The following is a 23,255-nucleotide window of genomic DNA, read 5'->3' as shown; positions in this document are numbered from 1 at the left end:
GAACAGCCTAAACCAATGATTGATGCTGCCGACAACACTACCCAGGTGACGCAGGACGAGGATTCCTCGAAACGGCGTCAGATCCTCGAAGGTGCTCGCAAGGTCTTCATGGACATGGGTTTCGATGGCGCCAGCATGGGCGAGATCGCGCGTGCCGCCGGCGTCTCGAAGGGGACGCTCTACGTCTACTTCGCCGACAAATTCCGCCTGTTCGAGGCCATCGTCGAAGAGGAGAGCGTGCATCGCGGCGCCTCGAATTTCAGCTTCGATCCGGATCGCGATGCCGCGACGGTTCTCGGCGAGTTCGGCAAGGCCTGGATCGCGGTGGTGTGCCGGCCGGGCGGCGGATCGGCGATCCGCACCGTGATGGCGATCGCCGAACGCATGCCGGACGTCGGCCGCCGCTACTACGAATGCGTGCTCAATGGCACGATCAGCCGGCTGGCGGCCTATCTGCAGGCCCGCGTCGAAGCTGGCGAACTCGCCATCGACGACTGTCATCTGGCGGCCTCGCAGTTTCAGCAGATGTGCCAGGCCACGCTCTTCCTGCCCTTCATCTTCCAGGCCGAGCCGGCCCCCTCGCCCGACCGCGTTCACAAGGTCATCGGCAGCGCCGTGGGCATGTTCCTGGACCACTACGGCGTGAAGAACTGACGGACTGATACGCACGCCCGCCGGCGCGGCAACGATCTCGTCACGATCGGACATGCGCTCACCTTCTCGCGGCGGATGACGCCCGAGCTCTGCAATCGGATCACCCTCGTCTTGATCAGAGGGTGCAGGGAAGGCCGGGCGCTGGCCGCGCCCGTGGCCCGCCTGCTCAAAAAAATGCAGGCGGCAGGTACCACAGGTCTGGCCGAGAACACCCGGCCTTCCCTGCGCGATGGGCTTACGACTTATACGTACTCTCCCCGGTGTCCGGGCTTGTAGCCACCGTCGTCGTCCGGATCATCACCGAACGACTTAGCGCCAGCGTCGGGGCGCCAGGACCATACGACTTCATCGTCCTGCCGGAAACGTTCGTCCGCTCGCGATAAGCGCGCTGCGCTCCCGACAGGCCACCGCTCCCCGCCTCCCACGTTCGTGACGATCGCGAAACGCCCCTTGCCGATCGAGACGGGATGGCGACAGACAAACACGATTTCCGAAAAAAAGAAACAGGAATATTTTTCGCCGGAGGACTGGACAGGGCAAATCAGTCTGATCGGACGAACGAAATTGGATTCTGCGCGCACGCGGTTTTTCGCGCGCGGCCGCCGCAGCGCGGCGTCGCGCGAGCGAAGCGATCCCGCGGCAGCGCCGCATATCTGGGTTGCCTCAGCGCAAGTGCGCTCGCAACGAGGTGGACGATGCAACGCCGCCCGCGCCCACGGCCGGAGCGTAGAGGTCCGAAAAGGCCTCTTCCTCACGACCGGTGTTTCCGTTCAGCTCGACTGAGCTCAGCGCCGGCGATACTGCTGATGTGGACCTGCTGGGCGGCTGCTCGAAACGCCCATCATGCCGCCTAATATCAATATGCCGCCGCCACCACCAACACAGTGCTGGGCGCTGCAATTGCTGCAATCGCAAGGAACCGGCGGGCGTGTCGAAGCCGATCTCTTCGGCGGGCCGGACTGAGCAGCTGCCGGCCCGGAATGCAAGGTCGTCACTGCCAAGGTCGTCACTGCAAAGGCTAGGGCCAGAATCAGCACGGTCATGATACGCATGGCTGTCCTCCTGTGTGACGCCCTCGTCGGGGAGCGTCTTTCCGCTGCCAACGCTCTCGGCGTCTTGCACCCGTAGTCGTAGCGGCGCGCAATCGGGTTCAGGCAGCGTCTCGAGGCGGGAAGCGTCAGCTCCAACGCCTCGGCCTGCGTCGGCACGAGGTGCGGCGTCTGGGCAGAGACACCCGTTCCGCTGCGGCCGACCGATGGTCCGCGATGGCCAATGGCTGCAGCTGCGCGAGTGGCGGCAATTGCTTGTACGCGTTACGCCCTGTGATATCGTTCGCCATGGCCAAGCTCGTATTCGGAATGAACACGTCGTTGGACGGCTACGTCGACCACGACCACGAGGCGTTCGCGCCTGATCCGGTGATGTTCAAATACTTCATCGAGCAGACGCGCAAAACCGCCGGCAGCATCTATGGGCGCGGCCTCTACGAGGTGATGCGCTATTGGGATGGGAACGATTGGGAGCAGGGTGACTCGGCGATGGGCGGCGATCTGCGCGCGTTCGCGGAAGCGTGGCGGGCCATGCCGAAATGGGTGGTGTCGCGTTCGCTTGAATCGGTGGGGCCGAATGCGACGTTGATCGGCGACGATGTCGATGCCGTACGAAAGCTGAAGGCCGATCTCGTCGGCGAGATCGAGGTCGGCGGGCCGAAGCTGGCGGCGAGCCTGACCAGGCTTGGGCTGATCGATGAGTACCAACTCTTCCTTCATCCCGTCGTGCTTGGTCACGGCCGGCCATTCTTCGTTGGCCCACAGCCGCGGCTCCGACTCGTGGCCAGCGATCGCATTGGAGAGGACGTGATCAGGTTGACATACGTCCCTGCCAAATCTGAATGCTAACCGCGTTGCGGCGGGCACGGCGCGATACCTACCTCATGAGCAACGCAGACGCGCCTTTGCCCACCCTACCCTGCGTTGGCGCAAGGCGCCTCGCAATGACGTGAGTGGGCAAGGTCTGCGCCTCGACCTCAACGGTCATCGCCCGGCTTGACCGGGCGATCCAGTACGCCGAGACGGTTGCGATAGCGCCGACGGGCCGCGGCGTACTGGATGCCCGCCTCCGCGGGCATGACGGCCGAGTGTGTGGCGGCCAGGAGGCGTCTACTTCTTCCCGCTCTTGGTCGTGTGGGAATGCGAATGGCTGTGGCTGCTGCTGTGACTATGCGAATGGCTGTGCGCATGCCCGTGGCCATGCGCCGCCTCGATCGGCATCATCGCCACGTGACCGTGGCGGACGCCGCGCTCGGCGATGACGTGGTCGGCGAAGGCCTTGACCTCCGCCCGCTCGCCCTTGAGCACGGTGACTTCGAGGCAGCTCTCCTGGTCGATGTGAACGTGCAGGGTGGCCTGGGCGAGGCCGGAGTGATCATGCGCCTCCTGCGTCAGCCGCTTCGGCAGTTCGCGCGCGGCGTGGTCGTAGACGTAGCTCAGCGTCGCAATGCAGGCACGGCTGTCGGTGCCGGCATTGTCGGCGCTCTCGAGCCCGCTGCGAAGCAGGTCGCGAAACGCCTCCGAGCGATTGTCGTAGCCGCGCCTCGCCATGAAGGCGTCAACCTCCGCGAGCAGGTCGTCGTCAATGGTGATCGTCAGGCGCTGCATGCATCGTCTCCCGGCGGCAACAGTGTCATCGGAGTATGATGTTTACGCGTTGACATCATACCGGTGTCACCTTAGCGTTCTTTAACACTCGACAGTGGGGCGATCCAAGCGAGCGTGCCGCCGGCCAATGAGGGCTCGCGGCCAACGACGATGCACGCCCGATGGTGAGATCGAGGCGCGTGGCGACGATGCGGTGGCGTGGAGCGAGTGTTGGGGTGCTGATGGCGGCATTGGCGCAGCAGGCGGAGGCCCATCCGGAACGTGCCCCCGCCGAATTGCCAACCGTCGATGTCGACGCCCCCAAGCGAACCGCCAAGCCGCAGGCGCGACGCGCGGCGCAACAGCCGAAACAGGGTGCGGCACGCCCGCGCTCCGGCGCAACGCCGGCAGCGACAGCTGCAGCGACCTCGGCGCCTTCCGGAGCGCCCAGTGTCGGCTCAGGCGCGGCGCGCCCGCAGGACATGGCGAGCGAGACAGTGATTACCGGCGAGGAGATCAACGCCCGCCCGGCGACGCGTCCCGGCGAGGTGCTGGAAGCCGTGCCAGGCCTGATCGTCACGCAGCATTCCGGCGAAGGCAAAGCCAACCAGTATTTTCTGCGCGGCTACAATCTCGATCACGGCACCGACCTCGCGCTGTTCGTCGACGGCGTGCCGGTCAACATGCGCACCCATGCCCATGGCCAGGGCTATGCCGATCTGAACTGGCTGATGCCGGAGACGATCGGCCGGGTCGACGTCCGCAAGGGCCCCTACTTCGCCGACGAAGGCGACTTCGCCTCGGTGGGAAGCGTCCATATCGGCCTGATCGACAGCGTACCCAAGGCGATCGCGCAGATGACGGCCGGCAGCTTCGGCTATCGCCGTTTCTTCGGCATGGACTCGGTGCATGTCGGCGATGGCCACCTGCTGATCGCGGGCGAAGCCAGCCGCTATGACGGCCCCTGGACCACGCCGGACGACGCCAAGAAGATCAACGGCCTGATGCGCTACTCGCAGGGCACGGCGACCGACGGTCTCTCGATCACCGGCATGGCCTATGCGAACCGCTGGACGTCGACCGACCAGGTGCCGGAGCGCGCGATCACCTCGGGCGATCTCGGCCGCTACGACGCATTCGATCCGACCGACGGCGGCAAGACCAGCCGCTTCGCCTTGTCGGGCCGCATCGCGGGGACGGACGAGGCCAGCTCGTGGAAGGCCAACGCCTATGTGGTGAAGAGCCAGCTCGATCTCTACAACAACTTCACCTACGCACTGCGCGATCCCGACAATGGCGATCAGTTTCACCAGCACGACGACCGGCTGATGCTCGGCGCCAATGCGTCGCGCACCTTGAACGGCAGCTTTGCCGGGCGGCCGATGGAGACGACGTTCGGCGTCCAGACGCGCTATGACGACATCGCGCTGGCGCTGAGCTACACAAAGCAGCGCGACTATCTGAGCTATGTGCGCAACGACAAGGTCGGCGAAGGCAGCGTCGGGCTCTATGTCGAGAACACGGTACGCTGGACCGACTGGCTGCGCACGACCGTCGGCTATCGCGGCGACTATTACCAAACCCACGTCTATTCGCTCTACAATGGCAACAACACCGGCGACGCCTCCGCCGGCCTCGGCAGTCCGAAGTTCCGCATGGTGCTCGGGCCGTTCCATCAGACCGAGTTCTTCCTCGGCGCCGGCTACGGCATGCACAGCAACGACGCCCGCGGCGCGACGACCACGGACGATCCGACCGCGCCAGGCAACCGGGTCGACTCCTCTCCGCTGCTGGTCCGGACCAAAGGCGCCGAAGTGGGCGTGCGCACGCGCATCATCCCGGGGCTCGACTCATCGCTCAGCCTGTTCATGCTGAACCAGGACTCCGAAATCCTGTTCTCCGGCGATGCGGGAAATACCGAAGCGAGCCGGCCGAGCCGGCGTTACGGCTTCGAATTCACCAACCATTATCGCCCGCTACCGTGGATCGACATCGACGCCGACCTTGCGATGACGCATGCGCGATTCGTCGGCGACAACACCGACCAGGCCAACGCCTACAATGACCTCGTTCTGGCCGGCGCGACGGCCGAGGTGCTGCGCGGCAACGCGCCCGGCAATTACATCCCCAACGCGCCGTCGATGATCGCCTCGGCCGGCATCACGCTGGGCGAGAAGACCGGCTGGTTCGGGTCCTTGCGCTGGCGCTATCTCGGATCGACGCCGCTGACCGAGGACGACTACTTCCGCTCGACCGCCACCAGCGTCTTCAACGGCCGCATCGGCTTCCGCGACGCCAATGGCTGGCGCATCCAGCTCGACGTGCTGAACCTGCTCAACACCAAGGCCAACCAGATCTCGTATGGTTATGGCTCGCTGCTGCCGACCGATCAGCTCTACAAGGATTGCTACGGCAGTGCGCCGACGGGCGTGCCGGCACAGGTCTGCCAGACCGGCGTGATGGACCGCGTGCTGCACCCGATCGAGCCGCTGACATTCCGGGTGACGGTGGCGGGGACGTTCTGAGGCGCGCCGCTATCGCCACGACGGCGGTCGGCGCCCGTCCCCCTTGCGGGGAGGGGAGTTCACCGCCGCCTGGGCAACAGCTCGATCCCGATGAGCAGGGCATCCATATCGTATGACGATCTCGTCTCGTGCTACGTTAAGTCGCCGTCCTCTATACCGAACAGCCGTCCCATGACCGACCGCATCGCCCATTGGCAGACCGTCTACACCACCAAGGCCGAGACCGAGGTCAGCTGGTACCAGGACGACCCGGCAACGTCGCTGCGGTTGATCCGGGACGCCGGCGCGGCGCTTACATCGCGGATCATCGATATCGGCGGCGGCGCCTCGCGACTGGTCGATGCCTTGCACGCGGCAGGCTATCGCGCGCTCACCGTGCTCGACATTTCCGAGGCGGCGCTGGCGACGGCGCGCAGCCGGATCGGCACGGCAGCGGCAGACGTTGAATGGATCGCCTCGGACGTGACCACCTGGATGCCGGAGGCACGCTACGACGTCTGGCACGACCGCGCCGCCTTCCACTTCCTCACGAGCCCTGGGGATCGCGCGGCCTATGTCGATCGGCTGCGCATGGCCGTCGTGCCCGGCGGCGCCGTCATCATCGGCACTTTCGCAGCCGAGGGTCCCGAGAGGTGCAGTGGGCTTCCGGTGGTGCGCTACGACGCCGCGAGCCTTGCCGCAGCGCTCGGCCCGGCCTTCAGGCTGGAAGACAGCTGCACCGAGGCGCACCGCACGCCGTGGGACTCGCTGCAGCAGTTCCAGTTCTGCCGCTTCCGCGCCTGTTAGTCAGCAGCACAAAGGCGGGCCATCCGGCACGACCGGAATCTCGAACTCGAGTTCATCGGTGCGCGCGGCATCGGCGCCATCGGCGGCCATCGCCCGCTCCGGCGGAGTGCGCCACGGGATTGGCCTCGGCGGCATCCGCTCCAGCCGCTGCGCGTCGGCGACGGCGCGGCGCGCGATCTTCAGCGAGCGGCACAGCAGAACCGGCTGCTCCTCGGTGCCGACCTCGAAGCCCGAGCCAATCGCCCTGATGCGATACAATGCCATCTCCGCCACTCCCAATCCCGCCTGCAACCAGGACCCCGCGCGCCTTGTTCCTGGCGACTGTGGCAGGTCTAGTGTCGGCCAATGGCGGACGGCGAAGCTGGTGAAGAGAATCCTAACGCGCCGCGCGCTCCGACTGCATTTGCGTTCCGCAGCGGGACAGATGGCGCGCAAGGGCGCTTACCGGGGCGAGAAATCCACAGCCGCACACAGCCGTGCGAGCGAATAGCGAGCAGCGAATCGAACGTTCCCGATTCGCCGCCCGCCATTCGCCTCGTTCTCAATAATCCCGGAATTCGTCTTCCTCGTTGATCAGCTGGCCGATCGACTTGGCCTGCTTGCGCGAGGGGATCGAGCTGGTCACGTCAGGCTCACGCTGGCCGTAGCCGTAGCGACGCTGCTGGGCGCGCGCCGCCACCGCCTCGCCGGACTGCGCCGCCGGCTGGCAGATCAGGCGGCGGCTGGCGCGGCGCATCAGGTCCACATGGATGTGGTCGTAGTGATAGACGTTCGAGCCCGGCGCCAGCACCGTGGTGAACTGCTGGCACGCCCCGCCCTGGATGTCGCGCAGAAAGCCCTGCTCCTCCGGCAACCCGATCCAGCCGTCCTTGACGGTGATGCGGCGGCCATCGGCGAGCATGAAGGCGGAGATGTCGAGCGCGTTGCCGAACGCATGCTCGGAAATATGTGCGCTGGGATTGCCGTTCATGCCCCGGCAGGAATAGGCCGAGATCTGCTTGATCTCGACGACCTTGGTGCCGAACCAGCGCTGCGCCGCCGGCTGCACCGACTCCGCGATCCAGCGGTCCAGCGCCGAGACGATCGGACAGGCGAGCGTCGCGGTCGGCTTGACCGCGACGGGGCCGACCGTGCCGACCGGATCGCGCGACGGTCCCAGCCGCGGCGGCGCCTCCGGCTGCTGCGGATAGGCCGATCGGGGAGCGGAAGGCTGCGTGCGATAGGGCGACGCGGGATAGGAGCCGTCGGGCGGCAGGTTGACATCATCCTCGCCGGCCGGCGGCTCGAGCTGCAGCGGCGCACCGGCGGGTGCGCCATAGGATGGCGCGCGCGGCGCCACGCTGGACGACGAATAGGTCGACGACGGATAGCTCTGCGGTGGCGCTGCTGAAGGCTGATAGGTGGTGGGCGGTGAGTAGCTCGGCGCCGACCGGTTGATCGGCCAGCGCGGCTGGCCGCCGATCGTTGCCGGAGGACGCAGGCTCTCGTCGGCAAAGCCGTAGCTCGCGGTGGCTTCGCCGAGCGCCGCGACCTTGAGCGGATAGTCGGCGCCGCACATGCCCGGGCCGGAGATCGGATCGATGCGGACGATGTCCGCGCTCTCCTTCACGGCCCCTGATTTCAGGCAGGCGATCTCGGCCTCGGCCCGCCACGGCTCGCGCTCCTGGAAGAATCCACGGCCGCAACCCGCAAGCGAGACAAGGACGATGGAGCCGACGAGATACAAACGAACTCCGCGCGTCATCTGCAGAGGTTTGCGGCAATTTGCTTAAGGAGCTGTCAATGCCGTCCGTTGACGGTGCGGAAACCATCGCGGCTCGCGAGCTGATCGAAACCGGCGCAAGCGGCAGCGGCGCTGTCTTTTCTGCCGATGCGGACATGTTAATCTCCGCCGCAGTCCGAAAAACGCTGAGAACGGGAGCCGTGTCATGACCCCTGCTGGTCGGTTGAGCACGATGGTCGCGTATGCTGCGTTTGCCTTCGTTGGCGCAATCGTGATCGGGCTGGTCTAGAAGCCGCAGCGCTCGACGCGCGCGTGACCGGCCGCGTCGCCCGATCGGCGCAGACGCGACGGTGACCTGCATCACAGACCGGTGGGTTCCAGCCCCCTTAAGAGTTCCCTCAGGTTCACGACGCCGCCCGAGGGAGCTCCATCCATGAAGACCGTGTTTCTGGCCGCAGCCGCCATTCTGATCGCCAGCAGCGCCGCGCAGGCCGGCAGCTCGATCGCGTTCGATTTCGACGGCCGCAAGATCCGCGTCACCGTACCGCGCAACTGCCAGTCGCTGTCCTGCCTGCAGGTGTCCGGCATCGATCTCAGCGGGTTGAAATCCAAGCTCGACGATGACGATGCGCCGGCGACATCGGCCCCCGCCGCAGCAGCGCCGGCGGCGACAGCCCCGGTGGCGTCTTCCCCCGTCGTCAACGCGCCAGCCTCCGTCGCAACGGCGCCGGCCGTCGCGCCGCCGGCGCCGGCCGCCCCTGCTCCGGTCGCGCCTTCCGCAACGGTGCAGATGCCGGTGCCGCCGGCGCCCGTCACCTCGACCGCGACGGTGGCAGCGCCGCCGCCAGTCGCCGCGGCGCCGGCCCCTGCGCCCGTGCCGACCACCGTCGCCGCCGCACCGGCCGCTCAGCCCGCACCGGCCGCGGACCCGAACTCGCCGCTCGGCCTGTGGGCCACCGAGGGCGGCAAAGGCAATGTCGTGATCGAGCCGTGCGGTCCCAACATCTGCGGCTATGCCGAGAAGACGCGCGAGAAGATCCTGATCAACATGAAGCCGAAGGACAGCAAATGGGTCGGCCGCATCCATGATCCCGACGGCGGCGGCAACTACGACTCGACCGTGGTGCTCAAGAACCCGAACACGCTGCGGGTCCAGGGTTGCGCCTTCGGCGGCCTGTTCTGCGGCGGCCAGACCTGGAAACGCGTGAGCTGACGCCGTCCCTCGACGTCAGCGACGCCGGGGCCCTGCCGGGATCAAGCACCGGCGGGGCCCTTCTCGATCGGCGCGCGGCTCACGCCACCTTGGCCGGGATCGCCGCAGCCGCCGGCACCATCGCACGCAGCGGCAGCGACAGGCGGACCCGCAGGCCGCGCGGCGTGTTCGGCATCAAGGCGATGCCGCCGTCGTGCTTCTTCATGATCTCCTGCGCGATCGACAGGCCCAAGCCGAAGCCGCCGGCGGAGCGGGCCTGGTCGAGCTTGACGAACGGCTCCAGCGCCCGCGCCTGCAGCGCCTGGGGAATGCCCGGGCCGTCATCGGCGATCTCGATGGCGATCATGCCGTCGGCCACCGCCGACAGGCTGACGATGACCTCGCTGCCGTGCTTGACCGCATTCTCGACCACGTTGGTGACGGCGCGCGACAGCGCTCGCGGCCGGCCCTCGCAGACCAGGCGCTGCGGCCCTTCGAAGCTGACGGCGTGGCCGACATCGGCGAAGTCGCAGCAGATGGTCTCGAGCAGGCTCGACAGCTCGATCCGCGCCGGCTGCTCCGCCTTGGTGTCGTCGCGCAGATAGTCGAGCGTCTCGTCGAGCATGCGGCTGACCTGATCGATGTCGCGCAGCATCGCGCTGCGCATGTCGGCCTGCCCGATGCGCTCCGAGCGCAGCCGCAGCCGCGTCAGCGGCGTGCGCAGGTCGTGGCTGATCGCGGCCAGCATCCGCGTGCGGTCGTCGAGCAGCGCGCGGATGCGCGCCTGCATGTCGTTCAGTGCGTCGGCGACCTGCACGATCTCCTTCGGACCGCGCCGGCCGAGCGGTTCCTGCGCGCCCGGCGAGCGGCCGAACGCGGCCGCTGCGCGCGCCATCTCCGAGAGTGGCCGGATGATCGCCCGCGCTGCATAGATCGACAGCAGCACGCCGAGGATCAGGATCAGGAACAGGAACACCATCGTCGGCTTGACCACCATCGGCCAGAGGTCCAGCCGGGGCACGTCGTCGAACACCAGCGCGCGCTCGCCGTCGACCTGGACGATGATCTGGGTCGGCGGCGCCGCGCCATAGCCGACGCCGTGCAGCATGGTGATGTCGCGCAACACGGCGAGCTGACGGCGGGCGAGCTTCGAGGTCAAGGGCACGTTGCGCACCGGCTTGGCCAGCAGCGTGAGCGCGGTCAGCGGCACCAGCTCGACCTGGATGCCGGAGCTGCGCAGGCTCGACAGGCTGCTCTCGACAGCCACGGGGTCGTTCGCGGCGCGCACGAAATGCACGGCCTCGGCGACGCGGGCGATGCCGTAGGCCGGGGATTCCTGCTCGTCCGGCGGATCGAGAAACAGCAGCGCTGCGGCGATCATCACGACCATGCCGAACAGCAACGACAGCGACGCCAAGGTCACGATCTGGGTGGTGAGGCCGAGCCGCGGGCACGTCTTGCTGTCAGGCTTCATCGATGGTCTCGACCTTTGGCGTGAAGACATAGCCGCCGAGGCGCACGGTCTTGATCATGCTCCAGCTCCTGGCGCCCGGCTCGATCTTCTGGCGGATGCGGCTGATATGGACGTCGATGCTGCGCTCGACCGGTCCGGCCTGGCCGCCATGCGCCTGCTCGATCAGTTGCTCGCGCGACAGCACGCGGCCGGCATTGCGGCAGAACGTCAGCAGGATGTCGAACTCGGCGCTGGTCAGGGTGATCTTGACGCGGTCGGGATCGAACAGCGTGCGCGTCGCCGGCTCGATGCGCCAGCCGTCGAAGCTCATCGCCGCCTGCCGCGCGGCGATGACGGCGGGATGCAGCTGCGAGCGGCGCAGCAGCGCGCGGATGCGCGCCACCAGCTCGCGCGGATTGAACGGCTTGACGACGTAGTCGTCGGCGCCGAGCTCGAGGCCGAGGATGCGGTCGATGTCCTCGCCCTTCGCCGTCACCATGATGATCGGCACGGTCGAGATCTGGCGCAGGCGGCGGCAGATGCTCATGCCGTCCTCGTCCGGCAGCATCAGGTCGAGCATGATGAGATCGACCTGCTCGCGCTGCAGGACGTCGTTCATCGCCGCCGCCGAGGCGACGAAGCGCGGCGCGAAGCCGTGCTCCTGCAGCAGCTCGGTGAGCAGTGCCGCGATCTCGCGATCGTCCTCGACGCAGAGGATGCGCGCGGCTGCCGGTATGTTCGCGTCTGCTGCCACGGCGGTATTGTGTGACGACATCATGCGCGGAACATGGTCGATTTTGGCCGAAATGAACAGCCCGAAGCCGCGTCGGATCGTGGCGAAATCAAGCTGTATTGTTAAGGCGGAAACATTTCTTCACGCGACTTAATCCTGCGCAATCGGCATCCCGCCTACCGTCCCTGCCATCAGACGACATCAACAGGGAAGTCCTGCGGCGTGGCCAATCGGCCGGCACGGCCCGCTTCCGAACCGCGATCGCATCAATCCCGTGAAGCCCATCCTGCTTGCCTTCTGCCTCGCCACCCCGCTGCTCACCGGTTGCGCCGTCGGCCCGGACTACGTCAAGCCGGATTTCGGCACGCCGCAGAGCTGGAGCAGCGACCGCCACCAGCCGGCGCAGACGCTGCGGCTCGCGCATTGGTGGCGCGGCTTCGGCGACGCCCTGCTCGATCAGCTGGTCGGCGAGGCCGTCGGCGGCAATCTCGACGTCGCGGCTGCCAAGGCGCGCATCCGCGAGGCGCGCGCCACGCAGCGCCAGGCGGTAGGCGCGCTGTTTCCGAGCGTGAGCGGCACGGGCTCGGCGACCGAGACCCGCAGCGCGGGCACCTCCGCGAGCGGCATCGCGATCGCCCCAACGACATACAGCCAGTTCCAGGCCGGCTTCGACTCCAGCTGGGAGCTCGATTTGTTCGGTGCCAATCGCCGCGCCGTCGAAGCCGCCGGCTACGGCATCGACGCCGCCGAGGACGATCTGCGCGCGACCTTGCTCACCTTGATCGGCGATGTCGCCTCCAACTACATCGACGCGCGGGCCTATCAGGCCCGGGTGGCGCTGGCCAGGCGCACCGCCGCCTCGCAGCGCGAGACCGCCGCGCTGACCGAGCGCAAGCAGAACGCCGGCTCGGCCTCGGCCGTCGATACCGCCAAGGCGAGCGCGCTCGCCGCCAGCACGGAAGCGACCATCCCGACCTATGAGAGCAGCTATCAGCAGGCGGTGCACCGGCTCGGCGTGCTGCTCGGCCGCGACCCGACCGCGCTCAGCCTGCGGCTGGCGCGCGCCACGGCGATCCCCTCGCCGCGGCTGCCGCTGCCGAAGGGCATTCCGGCCGACGTGCTGGTGATGCGGCCCGATGTGCGCAAGGCCGAGCGGCAGCTCGCGCAATATACCGCCAAGATCGGACAAGCCACGGCCGCGCTCTATCCGAACGTCAGCCTCACGGGCTCGGTCTCGACCACGGCGCTCAAGCTCGGCGATCTCGGCAAGAGCTCGACCATCGGCTGGTCGATCGGCCCGAGCGTGTCGCTGCCGATCTTCAACGGCGGCAAGCTGCAGGCGGCGGTCGAGATCGCGCAGGCCCAGCGCGACGAGTATCACGTCGCCTGGCAGAGCGCGGTGCTGACCGCGCTCGAGGATGTCGAGAACGCCATCGTCAGTCTCGCCCAGGAGCGCATCCGCATCCGCAGCCTGTCGGAATCGGCGCGCCGCTATGGCGAGGCCGCCAAGCTGTCGCGCGCGCTGTACCAGACCGGATCCAGCACCTTCCTTGACGTGCTCGACGCCGAGCGCTCGCAATTCACCGCCGAGGACAGCCTGCTCGCCAGCCGCGCCACGCTGGCGAAGAACTACGTGGCGCTGGCCAAGGCGCTCGGCGGCGGCTGGACCGGCGCCTTGGACAGCTCCGCGCCCATCGTCGTCGACGACAACACCGGTCCGCATCTGGCGCAAGCCATCGCGCCGAAGTGACTCCTCGCGTGAACCCGAAGTGATGCCATGAATGCGCCGCTCTCCCCGATTCGCCGCCCGATCGAGACCGACACCCCGGTCCCGCCGCAGCCGCCCAAGCGACAGCGCCGCCGGACGCTGTTCATCATCGGACTGCTGGTCGCGCTGGCCGCCGGCGGCGCCGCAGTGATGAAGCTCAAGCGCAACCCGAACGCTGATCTCGTCACCGCGCCGGTCACGATCGGCGACATCGAGCAGACCGTGCTCGCGACCGGCACGTTGAAGCCGGTCAAGCTGGTTGCCGTCGGCGCCCAGGCCTCCGGCCGTCTCGTCGCGCTCAACGTCCGGCTTGGCCAGGAGGTCAAGGCGGGAGACCTGATCGGCGAGATCGACTCGCTCACGCAGCAGAATACGCTCCGCACCAACGAGGCATCCTTGCGCAATGTGCGCGCCCAGCGCGAGGAGAAGCTCGCCACCCTGGCGCTCGCGGAAGCCAATCTCGCCAGGCAACAGGCGACGCTGGCGCAGAAGGCTTCGTCGCGCGCCGACTATGACAGCGCCGAAGCCACCGTGAAGCAGACCCAGGCGCAGATCGCGCAGCTCGACGCGCAGATCGTCGAGGCCGAGGTCGCGATCGAGACGGCACGCGTGAACCTCGGCTACACAAGGATCACCGCGCCGATCGACGGCACCGTGCTGTCGATCGCCACCCAGCAGGGCCAGACCGTGAACGCGGTGCAATCGGCGCCGACCATCGTCGTGCTCGGCCAGGTCCACACGATGACCGTGCGAGTCGAGATCTCCGAGGCCGACGTCGTCAGGGTGAAGCCGGGTCAGAACATCTACTTCACCATTCTCGGCGATCCCGATCATCGCTACGAGGCCAAGCTCGGAACCATCGAGCCGGCGCCGGAATCGATCAAGAGCGATTCGAGCTTCTCCTCGACCTCGACCACGACATCGAGCAGCAGCAGCTCGTCGTCGAGCTCCACCTCCTCGGCGATCTACTACAATGGCGTCTTCAACGTCGCCAATCCCGACGGACGGCTGATGACCTACATGACCGCCGAGGTCCATATCCTGCTCGGCGAGGCCCGCAACGTGCTGACGATCCCCGCGTCGGCGCTCGGCAACCCCAATCCCGACGGCAGCCATACGATCCGCGTGCTCGACGGCGCGGGCGCGCTCGACCGGCGGACGGTGCGCATCGGCCTGAACAACAAGATCAGGGCCGAGGTGACGTCCGGCCTGCGCGCCGGCGAGCGCGTGGTCATCACCGCCCCGGACCAGGGACCGAAGCAGACCGTGATGCCGCCGCCCTCGGCCGGAGGCATGTGATGGCCGAGGTGCTGATCGACCTGCAGAACGTCGGCCGGCGCTATGCATCCGGCGAGGGCACCGTTCATGCGCTGCGCGGCGTCGACCTTCAGATTGCCCGCGGCGAGATGGTTGCGATCATCGGCCAGTCCGGGTCCGGGAAATCGACGCTGATGAACATTCTCGGCTGCCTGGACCGTCCGACATCCGGCAGCTACCGGATTGCGGGCCGGGAGATGGGCTCGCTCGATCCCGACGAGCTCGCAGCGCTGAGGCGCGAGCATTTCGGCTTCATCTTCCAGCGCTATCATCTGCTCGGCGAGTTGACGGCGGCCGAGAACGCCGAAGTTCCAGCCGTCTATGCCGGCCTCGGCCCGGCCGCACGCCGCAGCAAGGCCGCGGCGCTGCTGCAGCGTCTCGGCATGGGCAGCCGCACCGATCACCGGCCCGGACAGTTGTCCGGCGGCCAGCAGCAGCGGGTGTCGATCGCGCGCGCCCTCGTCAACGATCCGGACGTGATCCTCGCGGACGAGCCGACCGGCGCGCTCGACCGCGCCAGCGGCGAGGAGGTGCTCCGCATCCTCGAGGAGATCAGCGCGTCGGGCCGCACCGTGATCATCGTCACCCATGATGCAGGGGTGGCGCAGCGCGCCCGGCGGATCATCGAGATCGAGGACGGGCGCGTGCTGTCCGACCGGCTCAATGCGCGTGCGCCCAGTGGCGCGGTTGGGGACGCGCCCGCGATGCCCCAGCAACAAACCCGCGCATGGTGGCACGCTCATCTCGATCGCTTCCGCGAGGCGACCCGGATGGCGCTGCTGGCGATGAATGCGCACCGGCTGCGCGCCTTCCTCACGATGCTCGGCATCATCATCGGCGTCGCCTCGGTCGTTCTGGTGCTGGCGCTCGGCAGCGGCTCGCAGGCGCGGGTGCTCAAGGACATCAACCGGCTCGGCACCAACACGCTGGAGTTCTTTCCCGGCAAGGATTTCGGCGACACCAAGTCGAGCAAGATCAGGACGCTGGTGCTGGCGGACGCCAGGGTGATGGCGCAGCAGCCCTATGTCGACGCAATCTCGCCGACGGTCTCGACCACCAGCACGCTGCGCTACGGCGCCATCGAGGTCAGCGCCCAGGTGTCGGGCGTCGGCGAGCAGTATTTCCGCGTCAAGAACACCGAGCTCGCCGAGGGCAGCTATCTCGATGCCGACACCGTCAGGTCCTATGCCCAGGATGCCGTGATCGACGACAATGCGCGCAAGGCGCTGTTCCCCGACGCCGACATCAGCCCGCTCGGCAGCGTGATCCTGATCGGCAAGGTGCCGTGCCGGATCGTCGGCGTCACCAAGCAGCAGCAGGCCGGGTTCGGCTCCAGCTCGACGCCGATCGTCTATCTGCCCTACACCACCGTGCAGGCCCGCTTCATCGGCAACCAGGTCCTGCGCAGCATCAGCGTCCGCGTCGACGAGACAACGCCGATGGCGGAGGCCGAGCGCGCCGCGACGGCCCTCCTGACGGCGCGGCACAACGCCAAGGACTTCTTCGTCCTCAACACCGACGACATCCGCAAGACCGTCGAGAGCACGACGTGGGTGCTGACGCTGCTGGTCGCGGCCATCGCCGTGATCTCGCTGCTGGTCGGCGGCATCGGCGTCATGAACATCATGCTGGTGTCGGTGTCCGAGCGCGTCGGCGAGATCGGCGTGCGCATGGCGGTGGGCGCCCGGCGCAGCGACATCCTGATGCAGTTCCTGATCGAGGCCGTGCTGGTCTGCCTGCTCGGCGGCGCGCTGGGGCTCTCGCTCGCCGTCGGCTTCGGCACCATCTTCAACGCGCTCGATCTCGGTTTCCAATTGATCTACTCGCCGCTCGCGATGGTCGGCTCGGCCGTGATCTCGATGGCCATCGGCATCGGATTCGGCTACATGCCGGCCCGCGGCGCCTCCCGGCTCGATCCGGCCACGGCGCTGGCAAGGGAGTAGTTCGTAGGGCATGGATACTGAATAGCAGCGCGGGGCAAGTGCGCGCAGCAGCGGCAGTGCGCTCCCTCTCCCCGTTCTTCACGGGGAGAGGGAGCGCAGCGTCGCTCGGGGACAATGCTGCTCTGTCCTCTGTTAGCTCCGACAACTTCTGACGATCTACTTCCGCGACTGCCTACCGCTTCGCCGCCATCTGCGTGCTGGCCTGCGCGTCCTGCGTCACCGCGCCCTTGTCGACCCATTCCGGCGGGGCGCCGAGGCGGTTGGCGACCATGCCGATGAGGCCTGGATCTCTCCCATACGCCTCGCAGGCGGCGTTCTTCGGCTTGCCGCCGAGCGCGGCGCCGATGCGCTCGATCGAGGGGATCTTAGGCGGCTTGCCGAACGGCGTCTCGCCGGTCACCAGCAGCTGACCGAAATCGGCGCTGAACGAGCCGGCGAGGTCGTAGGCGTCGCCGGCCTGCGAGATCACCGGCGAGTTGGTGAACGAGTTGGCTCCCCGCGCCCACACCATCGCGGCCTGCTGTCGCCCCCTGCGGTCGACGGCCTCGGCTTCGAGGGTGAGACTGCCGAGCCCGATCGGCAGACGCGGCACCGGCACGGGAACGCCGAGTGCGCCGGGCACGGCGGAGACGACCTTCGAGGCGCCGGCCGCGACCGGGTCGGTCGCGGCCGCCTGCGTGATGAAGGTGCGCGTCGTGAGATCGGCGCGCTCGTTCGGCGCCACCACGGTGAAGCGCTCACTCAAATTGAGGCACAGCGCGCGATCGACGGCATTCGTCACCAATCTTTGCTGCGGTTCGCTGAGCACCGAGCCGACATCGCCTGCGAACGTCGTCGGCATGATGCGCACCGTCGAAGCCGCCAGCACGTTGTCCTTGTTGACGTTGAGCACCGACTTGGCGAGCACGCCGTTCGACTCCGCCAAGGATTGATAGGACTTCAGCGCGCCGCTCTGGGTGATCGGCGCCGAGGCGCATCCGGTGAGACCGAGCGCCGCGCACAGTCCAGCAAGATGCGAAAGCGACAGAGACCTGCGCGACCTGACCAAACGCTCGATGTCGACCATGCCCGGATCGCCTCACGCTGACCGATGTGCGCCGGCTTCGGCGCCGCATGCTTGTCTCCCGACAATCCGGACAGCATGGGGCGGAATGGTGGAGAGATGTCACCGCACACCGCGAACCAAGGAGAGAGTGCGGCAGGATTGGTCGGGTTACGATCGAGGGTTTCAGAATCCGCTGGTGATTGCGGCGATGCCCGCAACCGCCAGGACAGTCCGCCAGCCAGGTGCCGCCAAAGGCCCGAGACCCCTGTTCCATCGGCACCCATCGCCGGTGTTGGACTACGAAATTGTCTGCAGATAGGCCGATTTGTTACTCACTCCGTCATGCCCGGGCTTGACCCGGGCATCCACGTGGTTCCGAGTGCGCAGGACGACGTGGATGGCCGGGCCTTCGCCGCGCCGAAGCGGCTTTCGGCCGCGCCGGCGGGACAAGCCGGCCATGACGACGTGGAAACATATGCGCGAACTCGCGCGATGCTCCTCACCCCGGCAGCTTGTCCAGCGTGATCGGCAGGTCGCGCACGCGCTTGCCGGTGGCGTGATAGACCGCATTCGCAATCGCGGCGGGTACGCCGACGATGCCGATCTCGCCGACGCCCTTGATGCCCATCTTGTTGATGATGCGATCCTCCTCGTCGACGAAGATCACCTGGATGTCGTGAATGTCGGCGTTCACCGGCATGTGATACTCGGCGATGTTGGCGTTCATGATGCGGCCGAAGCGGTGATCGATCTGCGCCTCCTCGTGCAGGGCCATGCCGATGCCCATGACCACGCCGCCCATGATCTGGCTCGATGCGGTCTTGGTGTTGAGGATGCGGCCAGCGGCGACGGCGCTGACGATGCGTGTCACCCTGATGACGCCGAGCTCCTCATCAATCTTCACTTCGGCGAAAACAGCCGAGTGGGTGTTGTGGGCGTGCTTGTCGTCGTCCTCGAAATCCGAGCCGCGCTCCTTCTCGATGCGGTCCTTGCCGCCGTGGCGCATGACGTCCGACATCGCCACCGAGCGGCCGCGATCGGCGATCGCGACGATGGCGCCATCGGCCAACGTCACCTCATCGGCCGTCAGCCCCTGCAGCGGGGAATCCAGCATGGTCTGCGCAATCGTCAACAACTCGGCGCGAATGTCGTCGGCCGCATTGACGATGGCGTGCGAGATCGAGGCGGCCGTCCACGAGCCGCCCTCGACCGGCGCCTTCGGCAAGGTCGAATCGCCGAGCTTCACGGTGATGCTGTCGATCGGCACGCCGAGCATCTCGGCGGCGACCTGCGCCATGATGGTGTAGGTGCCGGTGCCGATGTCGGAGGTCGCGCTCGCGACCTCCACGTGACCATTGGCCGTCATCACGATGCGGGTGGCGAACGGCATCTGCATCGCTTCCCAGGCACCGCTCGCCATGCCCCAGCCGACGAGTTCGCGGCCGTCCCGCATCGAGCGAGGCTCGGGACTGCGCTTCGACCAGCCGAACGCATCGGCGCCCTGCTGATAGCACTCCTTCAACCGCTTGCTCGAGAACGGCAGGTCCTTGTCCTGATCGCGATCCGAATAGCAGCGCAGCCGCAGTTCCAACGGATCCATCTTGAGCGCGACGGCAAGCTCGTCCATCGCGCATTCCAGCCCATAGACACCGCTGGCCGCGCCGGGGGCGCGCATGTCGCCGGGCGTCGGCACGTCGAGCTTGGCCAGCCGATGCGTCGCGCGCGAATTGGCCGACGCGTAGAGCACCTCGCCCCAGCCGATGTCGTTGCGCGAGAACGCCTCGTGCTGCGAGGTCATCGCGATCGCCTCGTGCGTCAGCGCGGCCAGCGTGCCGTCCTCGCGGGCCCCGAGCGCCAAACGCTCGATCGTCGCCGGGCGATAGCACAGGCCGTACATCTGGGCGCGGCTGAGCACCACGCGCACCGCCCGCTTCAGCTTGAGCGCCGCCATCGCGGCCAGCACCACCTGATATTGCGGGCGCAGCCCGGAGCCGAAGGCGCCGCCGACGAACGGCGACATGACCTGGACATCGCCCTCCTTCAGCTCGAACACGCCGCAGACATAGCGCTGCACGTTCTGCACGCCCTGGGTCTTGTCGTAGACCACGAGCTTGCCGCCCTCGCGCCACAGCACGGTGGAGCCGTAGAGCTCCATCGGATTATGGTACTCGATCGGCACGCCATAATCGGCATCGTGGCGCACGGGCGCGCCGGCGAGCGCCTTCGTCGCGTCGCCGCGCGGTTTCACCGGCTTGTCAACCTTGTAGGCCTGCTCGCGCCGGGCATGGAGATCCGTCGCGAACTCCTCCGTGTGATACCTGATGTCGACGAGCGTCGCGGCGAAACGTGCCGTGTCCTCGTCCTCGGCGACGACGAGCGCCACCGGCTGGAAATTGAAATGCACCCTGTCGTCGTAGAGCGGCCGATACGGGGCGCCGTCCTCGGGCGCGACCTCGTCGCGATAGGCCTCATCCTTGTCCGCCATTCGGACCCGGTTGGCATGAGTGAGCACGTCGATGACGCCCGCGACCGCACGCGCGCGACTGGCGTCGATGCTGACGATCCGACCTTTCGGAATGGTGGCGCTGACAACGACGCCGAAGGCGAGATCCGGCGCGGCGAACTCGGCCGCATATTTGGCGGCGCCGGTGACCTTGGCGCGACCGTCGACGCGGGAGGTGGCAGTGCCGATGTGAGCTGTCATGAGATCACCGGATGGACTTGGTGGATTGAACCTGCGGCGTGCCATCAGCGGCCTGCGCCAGCGTGCGGATGATGGCGCGGCGCGCGAGCGGGATCTTGAAAGCGTTGTGGGCGAAGCCGCTGGCATCCTTGAGCAGGATGTCCGCGGCGCGGCCGAACGCCTCGTGCCCGGGGGCCTGCCCGCGCAGCGCGTTTTCTGCGGCCTCGTTGCGCCACGGCTTGTGCGCGACTCCGCCGAGCGCCATACGCGCCTCGCCGATGCGGCCGCCATCGAGCTCCAGCGCAGCCGCGACCGAGACGAGCGCAAAGGCGTAAGACAGACGATCGCGGATCTTGAGATAGCTGTGATGGGCCCCGAAGCCTTGCGGCGGCAGCTCGACGGCCAGGATGATCTCGTCGGCCCGCAGCGTGTTGTCGAGATCGGGACGATCGCCGGGCAGGCGATGGAAATCGGCAAAGGCAATCGCGCGCTCGCCCTGCGCACCCGTCACCTGCACGGTCGCATTCAGCGCGGCCAGCGCCACGCACATGTCAGAAGGATGCGTCGCGATGCAATCGGCGCTGGCGCCGAGAATCGCATGATTGCGGTTGAGGCCGCCGGCCGCAGAGCAGCCCGCGCCGGGCGCCCGCTTGTTGCAGGGCGTCGCGACGTCATAGAAGTAGGCGCAGCGCGTCCGCTGCAGCAGGTTGCCGCCGGTCGAGGCCATGTTGCGCAGCTGCGCCGAGGCGCCGGCGAGGATGGCGCTGGCCAGCAACGGGTAGCGGCTCTCGATGAGCGGGTGATAGGCCAGCGTGCTGTTCGGCACGAGCGCGCCGATCCTCACGCCGCCTGCGCTGGTTTCCTCCACGGCGGTCAGCGGCAGGCGGCTGATGTCGATCAGCCGGCGCGGCTGCTCGACGTGATACTTCATCAGGTCGATCAGGTTGGTGCCGCCGGCGATGAATTTCGCGTCGGGCGTCGCCGTCTTCAGCTTCACAGCCTCGGCGACATCGGTCGCGCGCGCGTAGTCAAAATTGTTCATCGGCCGCCTCCCATCGCCTGCTCGATCGCGCCGACGATGTTCTGATAGGCGCCGCAACGGCAGATGTTGCCGCTCATCAGCTCGCGGATCTCCTCTCTCGTCTTCGCCCTTCCCTCGGCGATCAGGCCGGCGGCCGAGCAGATCTGGCCCGGCGTGCAATAGCCGCATTGAAAGGCATCGTGATCGATGAAGGCCTGCTGCAGCGGATGCAGCTCGTCGCCCTTGGCCAGGCCCTCGATGGTGGTGATCTCCGCGCCGTCCTTCATCACCGCCAGCGTCAGGCACGAGAGCGCGCGGCGGCCATCGATCAGCACCGTGCAGGCGCCGCATTGACCGTGATCGCAGCCCTTCTTGGTGCCGGTGAGATCGAGATGATTGCGCAGGAGGTCGAGCAGCGTGGTCCAGGGCGCCACCGACAGGGTGCGGCTTTCGCCATTGATCTGCAGCGTGACGGACAGCGGGTCAGGTCTGCTCAGGGATGCGGCACTCTCGCGCGACGGGCTCATGCGGGGTCTCCGTTGACGGACCCGCATCAACCCGCGATGGCGCGATTGGTTCTCAGCAATTTTCGGGCGGCGGACAGCGGCCACTGCCAAGTTGCGTGGGAGGCCCGCCGCCTGCCCGTATCCATCGATGTCAAATAAGGCTCAGGCGGCGCGGCCGAGCCAGGCCCGCATCTTCTGCGCCAGACTGCGCCGGCCACCGCCATCCGGCGCGTCGGTGGCGGCTGTGGCGCCGTCCTGCAGCTCGGCCTCCAAATCGGGATGCGGCGCGTCGGAATGCGGCGTGGCCTCGCTCTGACGGCTGCCCTCGGCGGCCGGCTCCGAGGGCGCGGGGACGAGGGATTTGATCGCGGCCGCCACGGCCTCGATGCGTTCGAGATCAGCCGGCACGCGCTCCGTTGGCGGCGCGACCACGGGCTCCGCCTCCGACACCGGCGCGGGCACCTCGGAAGCACCGGACTCCGAGCGATCCAGCTGGGACGTTGCATCGAGCGCGGGCTCGCCTGCGATCTCCGGGATCGCCGCCGGCGAGTCGACCGTAGCAGGCAGCACCGCCGGCGGCTCCGACGACACCGGCTGCGCCACGCGGCTACGGCGGCGCTTGGACGCTGCGGACTTTTCGGCCCTGGCCTTTTCGACGGGTGCTTCTTCGATGACCGGCTTGTGGTCTGCGGCCGTTTCGATCGCTGCCTTTTCGACTGCCGCCTTGGGCTCCAGCGCCGGCTTGGCCTTGGCCTTGCGGATCAGGCCGGCCAACGCATAGGGCCCGACCGTTTCCAGGAACGTCCTCTCGTGATCGCGCGACAGCCGCTCGACCGCGGCATCGAGCGTCAGCCAGTCGACGGCGCGGACGTCGTCCATCAACGGCTGCGTCTGCGTGCCGGTCGCTTCCATCCGCCAGTAGTGCACGACCTTGGAGCGCGTGCCGGTGTCGTGGACCAGCGTGCCGAGGAATTCATGCACCGTCACCTTGTGACCGGTCTCCTCCAGCACCTCGCGCTTGGCCGCATCGCGCGGCGTCTCGCCGTCGTCGAGCTTGCCCTTCGGCAGCACCCATTCGTCGCGCTTGCGCAGGCGCACGACCGCGATCCGCGGCGGTTGCTCCCGCCGCAGCACGATGCCGCCTGCCGCCATGATCGGCGCTCTCGCCATCAGCTCTCCCACACCACGGGGTTGCAGCCCGTTGATTCGCCAGTTCAACGCCATGACATGGGCACGCGCAACGGCGAAATCGAGATGCCGATGGTGCCGA

At 67.5% G+C, this 23,255-nt stretch carries 20 protein-coding genes; 10 read left to right on the top strand and 10 right to left on the bottom strand.

Translation table 11 applies throughout. The features are described 5' to 3' along the window. The first annotated feature begins 15 nt into the window (after positions 1-15). From QXZ94_RS33570 to QXZ94_RS33560, 3 genes are all read left to right on the top strand, one after another. Complete coding sequence (locus QXZ94_RS33570) at positions 16-654, top strand: TetR/AcrR family transcriptional regulator (protein WP_315725707.1); 639 nt, start codon at positions 16-18, stop codon at positions 652-654. A 450-nt stretch (positions 655-1,104) separates the two neighbouring features. After that, the gene (locus tag QXZ94_RS33565) at positions 1,105-1,437 is read left to right on the top strand and encodes a hypothetical protein (RefSeq protein WP_315725705.1); all 333 of its coding nucleotides are present in this window, start codon (positions 1,105-1,107) and stop codon (positions 1,435-1,437) included. 554 nt (positions 1,438-1,991) lie between these two features. Beyond that, positions 1,992-2,552, top strand: a complete 561-nt coding sequence (locus QXZ94_RS33560) for a dihydrofolate reductase family protein (protein WP_315726700.1) — start codon at positions 1,992-1,994, stop codon at positions 2,550-2,552. A gap of 261 nt (positions 2,553-2,813) precedes the next feature. Here QXZ94_RS33560 and nikR read toward each other — a convergent pair whose 3' ends face one another. Beyond that, positions 2,814-3,311 (bottom strand): nickel-responsive transcriptional regulator NikR, encoded by a 498-nt coding sequence (gene nikR, locus QXZ94_RS33555; protein ID WP_315725703.1) that lies wholly within the window; start codon positions 3,309-3,311, stop codon positions 2,814-2,816. A 221-nt stretch (positions 3,312-3,532) separates the two neighbouring features. On the opposite strand from nikR, the gene QXZ94_RS33550 reads away from it, so the two are divergent. Together QXZ94_RS33550 and QXZ94_RS33545 are read left to right on the top strand one after the other, a co-directional pair. After that, on the top strand, positions 3,533-5,815 hold the full coding sequence (locus QXZ94_RS33550; RefSeq protein ID WP_409998783.1) for a TonB-dependent receptor: 2,283 nt from the start codon (positions 3,533-3,535) through the stop codon (positions 5,813-5,815). Positions 5,816-5,986: 171 nt separating this feature from the next. Next, on the top strand, positions 5,987-6,601 hold the full coding sequence (locus tag QXZ94_RS33545) for a class I SAM-dependent methyltransferase (RefSeq protein WP_315725699.1): 615 nt from the start codon (positions 5,987-5,989) through the stop codon (positions 6,599-6,601). Here QXZ94_RS33545 and QXZ94_RS33540 read toward each other — a convergent pair whose 3' ends face one another. Together QXZ94_RS33540 and QXZ94_RS33535 are read right to left on the bottom strand one after the other, a co-directional pair. Then, the gene (locus tag QXZ94_RS33540; RefSeq protein ID WP_315725697.1) at positions 6,602-6,865 is read right to left on the bottom strand and encodes a hypothetical protein; all 264 of its coding nucleotides are present in this window, start codon (positions 6,863-6,865) and stop codon (positions 6,602-6,604) included. A gap of 277 nt (positions 6,866-7,142) precedes the next feature. Then, positions 7,143-8,345, bottom strand: coding sequence for an extensin family protein (locus QXZ94_RS33535; RefSeq protein ID WP_315725695.1), 1,203 nt, complete (start codon positions 8,343-8,345; stop codon positions 7,143-7,145). A 38-nt stretch (positions 8,346-8,383) separates the two neighbouring features. On the opposite strand from QXZ94_RS33535, the gene QXZ94_RS33530 reads away from it, so the two are divergent. Together QXZ94_RS33530 and QXZ94_RS33525 are read left to right on the top strand one after the other, a co-directional pair. Further along, a complete protein-coding gene (locus QXZ94_RS33530; protein WP_315725693.1) occupies positions 8,384-8,533 on the top strand; it encodes a hypothetical protein in 150 nt (49 codons plus the stop codon). 224 nt (positions 8,534-8,757) lie between these two features. Beyond that, positions 8,758-9,537 (top strand): DUF2147 domain-containing protein, encoded by a 780-nt coding sequence (locus tag QXZ94_RS33525; RefSeq protein ID WP_315725691.1) that lies wholly within the window; start codon positions 8,758-8,760, stop codon positions 9,535-9,537. 79 nt (positions 9,538-9,616) lie between these two features. On the opposite strand, the gene QXZ94_RS33520 is transcribed toward QXZ94_RS33525, so the two are convergent. Both QXZ94_RS33520 and QXZ94_RS33515 read right to left on the bottom strand, forming a co-directional pair. After that, positions 9,617-10,990, bottom strand: coding sequence for an ATP-binding protein (locus tag QXZ94_RS33520; RefSeq protein WP_315725689.1), 1,374 nt, complete (start codon positions 10,988-10,990; stop codon positions 9,617-9,619). Next, on the bottom strand, positions 10,980-11,747 hold the full coding sequence (locus QXZ94_RS33515; protein WP_315725687.1) for a response regulator: 768 nt from the start codon (positions 11,745-11,747) through the stop codon (positions 10,980-10,982). Before QXZ94_RS33515 ends, QXZ94_RS33520 begins: the two co-directional genes overlap by 11 nt. 229 nt (positions 11,748-11,976) lie before the next feature. On the opposite strand from QXZ94_RS33515, the gene QXZ94_RS33510 reads away from it, so the two are divergent. The 3 genes from QXZ94_RS33510 to QXZ94_RS33500 are packed head-to-tail and all read left to right on the top strand — an operon-like array spanning position 11,977 to position 16,730. After that, positions 11,977-13,452, top strand: a complete 1,476-nt coding sequence (locus QXZ94_RS33510; protein ID WP_315725685.1) for an efflux transporter outer membrane subunit — start codon at positions 11,977-11,979, stop codon at positions 13,450-13,452. A gap of 27 nt (positions 13,453-13,479) precedes the next feature. Beyond that, the gene (locus QXZ94_RS33505; protein ID WP_315725683.1) at positions 13,480-14,769 is read left to right on the top strand and encodes an efflux RND transporter periplasmic adaptor subunit; all 1,290 of its coding nucleotides are present in this window, start codon (positions 13,480-13,482) and stop codon (positions 14,767-14,769) included. After that, positions 14,769-16,730, top strand: a complete 1,962-nt coding sequence (locus QXZ94_RS33500) for a MacB family efflux pump subunit (protein ID WP_315725681.1) — start codon at positions 14,769-14,771, stop codon at positions 16,728-16,730. Before QXZ94_RS33505 ends, QXZ94_RS33500 begins: the two co-directional genes overlap by 1 nt. Before the next feature lie 172 nt (positions 16,731-16,902). On the opposite strand, the gene QXZ94_RS33495 is transcribed toward QXZ94_RS33500, so the two are convergent. The 5 genes from QXZ94_RS33495 to QXZ94_RS33475 all read right to left on the bottom strand — a co-directional run bounded on the left by QXZ94_RS33495 (position 16,903) and on the right by QXZ94_RS33475 (position 23,155). Continuing rightward, positions 16,903-17,796, bottom strand: coding sequence for a DUF3313 domain-containing protein (locus tag QXZ94_RS33495; protein ID WP_315725679.1), 894 nt, complete (start codon positions 17,794-17,796; stop codon positions 16,903-16,905). Positions 17,797-18,274: 478 nt separating this feature from the next. Beyond that, positions 18,275-20,479 carry a xanthine dehydrogenase family protein molybdopterin-binding subunit gene (locus tag QXZ94_RS33490; RefSeq protein ID WP_315725678.1) on the bottom strand — a complete coding sequence of 735 codons (2,205 nt, stop codon included), beginning with the start codon at positions 20,477-20,479 and terminating at the stop codon, positions 18,275-18,277. A gap of 4 nt (positions 20,480-20,483) precedes the next feature. Continuing rightward, on the bottom strand, positions 20,484-21,500 hold the full coding sequence (locus QXZ94_RS33485; RefSeq protein WP_315725676.1) for a xanthine dehydrogenase family protein subunit M: 1,017 nt from the start codon (positions 21,498-21,500) through the stop codon (positions 20,484-20,486). After that, positions 21,497-22,006 carry a (2Fe-2S)-binding protein gene (locus QXZ94_RS33480; protein ID WP_315725674.1) on the bottom strand — a complete coding sequence of 170 codons (510 nt, stop codon included), beginning with the start codon at positions 22,004-22,006 and terminating at the stop codon, positions 21,497-21,499. The genes QXZ94_RS33485 and QXZ94_RS33480 overlap by 4 nt, the downstream gene beginning before the upstream one ends. 141 nt (positions 22,007-22,147) lie before the next feature. Next, entirely contained in the window at positions 22,148-23,155 is a 1,008-nt protein-coding gene (locus tag QXZ94_RS33475) for an NUDIX hydrolase (protein WP_315725672.1), read from the bottom strand. Between the last annotated feature and the right edge of the window lie 100 nt (positions 23,156-23,255).

The organism is Bradyrhizobium sp. SZCCHNS2022 (assembly GCF_032377575.1).
Classification (GTDB): domain Bacteria; phylum Pseudomonadota; class Alphaproteobacteria; order Rhizobiales; family Xanthobacteraceae; genus Bradyrhizobium; species Bradyrhizobium aeschynomenes.
The sequence above is the reverse complement of the archived record's forward strand: the minus strand, read 5'-3'. Positions and strand labels throughout refer to the sequence as shown.

Coding starts and splice junctions, on each gene's coding strand:
- QXZ94_RS33570 (WP_315725707.1), top strand. CDS start 16: ATGATTGATGCTGCCGACAACACTACCCAGGTGACGCAGGACGAGGAT.
- QXZ94_RS33560 (WP_315726700.1), top strand. CDS start 1,992: ATGGCCAAGCTCGTATTCGGAATGAACACGTCGTTGGACGGCTACGTC.
- nikR (WP_315725703.1), bottom strand. CDS start 3,311: ATGCAGCGCCTGACGATCACCATTGACGACGACCTGCTCGCGGAGGTT.
- QXZ94_RS33550 (WP_409998783.1), top strand. CDS start 3,533: ATGGCGGCATTGGCGCAGCAGGCGGAGGCCCATCCGGAACGTGCCCCC.
- QXZ94_RS33545 (WP_315725699.1), top strand. CDS start 5,987: ATGACCGACCGCATCGCCCATTGGCAGACCGTCTACACCACCAAGGCC.
- QXZ94_RS33540 (WP_315725697.1), bottom strand. CDS start 6,865: ATGGCATTGTATCGCATCAGGGCGATTGGCTCGGGCTTCGAGGTCGGC.
- QXZ94_RS33535 (WP_315725695.1), bottom strand. CDS start 8,345: ATGACGCGCGGAGTTCGTTTGTATCTCGTCGGCTCCATCGTCCTTGTC.
- QXZ94_RS33530 (WP_315725693.1), top strand. CDS start 8,384: ATGCCGTCCGTTGACGGTGCGGAAACCATCGCGGCTCGCGAGCTGATC.
- QXZ94_RS33525 (WP_315725691.1), top strand. CDS start 8,758: ATGAAGACCGTGTTTCTGGCCGCAGCCGCCATTCTGATCGCCAGCAGC.
- QXZ94_RS33520 (WP_315725689.1), bottom strand. CDS start 10,990: ATGAAGCCTGACAGCAAGACGTGCCCGCGGCTCGGCCTCACCACCCAG.
- QXZ94_RS33515 (WP_315725687.1), bottom strand. CDS start 11,747: ATGATGTCGTCACACAATACCGCCGTGGCAGCAGACGCGAACATACCG.
- QXZ94_RS33505 (WP_315725683.1), top strand. CDS start 13,480: ATGAATGCGCCGCTCTCCCCGATTCGCCGCCCGATCGAGACCGACACC.
- QXZ94_RS33500 (WP_315725681.1), top strand. CDS start 14,769: ATGGCCGAGGTGCTGATCGACCTGCAGAACGTCGGCCGGCGCTATGCA.
- QXZ94_RS33495 (WP_315725679.1), bottom strand. CDS start 17,796: ATGGTCGACATCGAGCGTTTGGTCAGGTCGCGCAGGTCTCTGTCGCTT.
- QXZ94_RS33490 (WP_315725678.1), bottom strand. CDS start 20,479: ATGACAGCTCACATCGGCACTGCCACCTCCCGCGTCGACGGTCGCGCC.
- QXZ94_RS33485 (WP_315725676.1), bottom strand. CDS start 21,500: ATGAACAATTTTGACTACGCGCGCGCGACCGATGTCGCCGAGGCTGTG.
- QXZ94_RS33480 (WP_315725674.1), bottom strand. CDS start 22,006: ATGAGCCCGTCGCGCGAGAGTGCCGCATCCCTGAGCAGACCTGACCCG.
- QXZ94_RS33475 (WP_315725672.1), bottom strand. CDS start 23,155: ATGGCGAGAGCGCCGATCATGGCGGCAGGCGGCATCGTGCTGCGGCGG.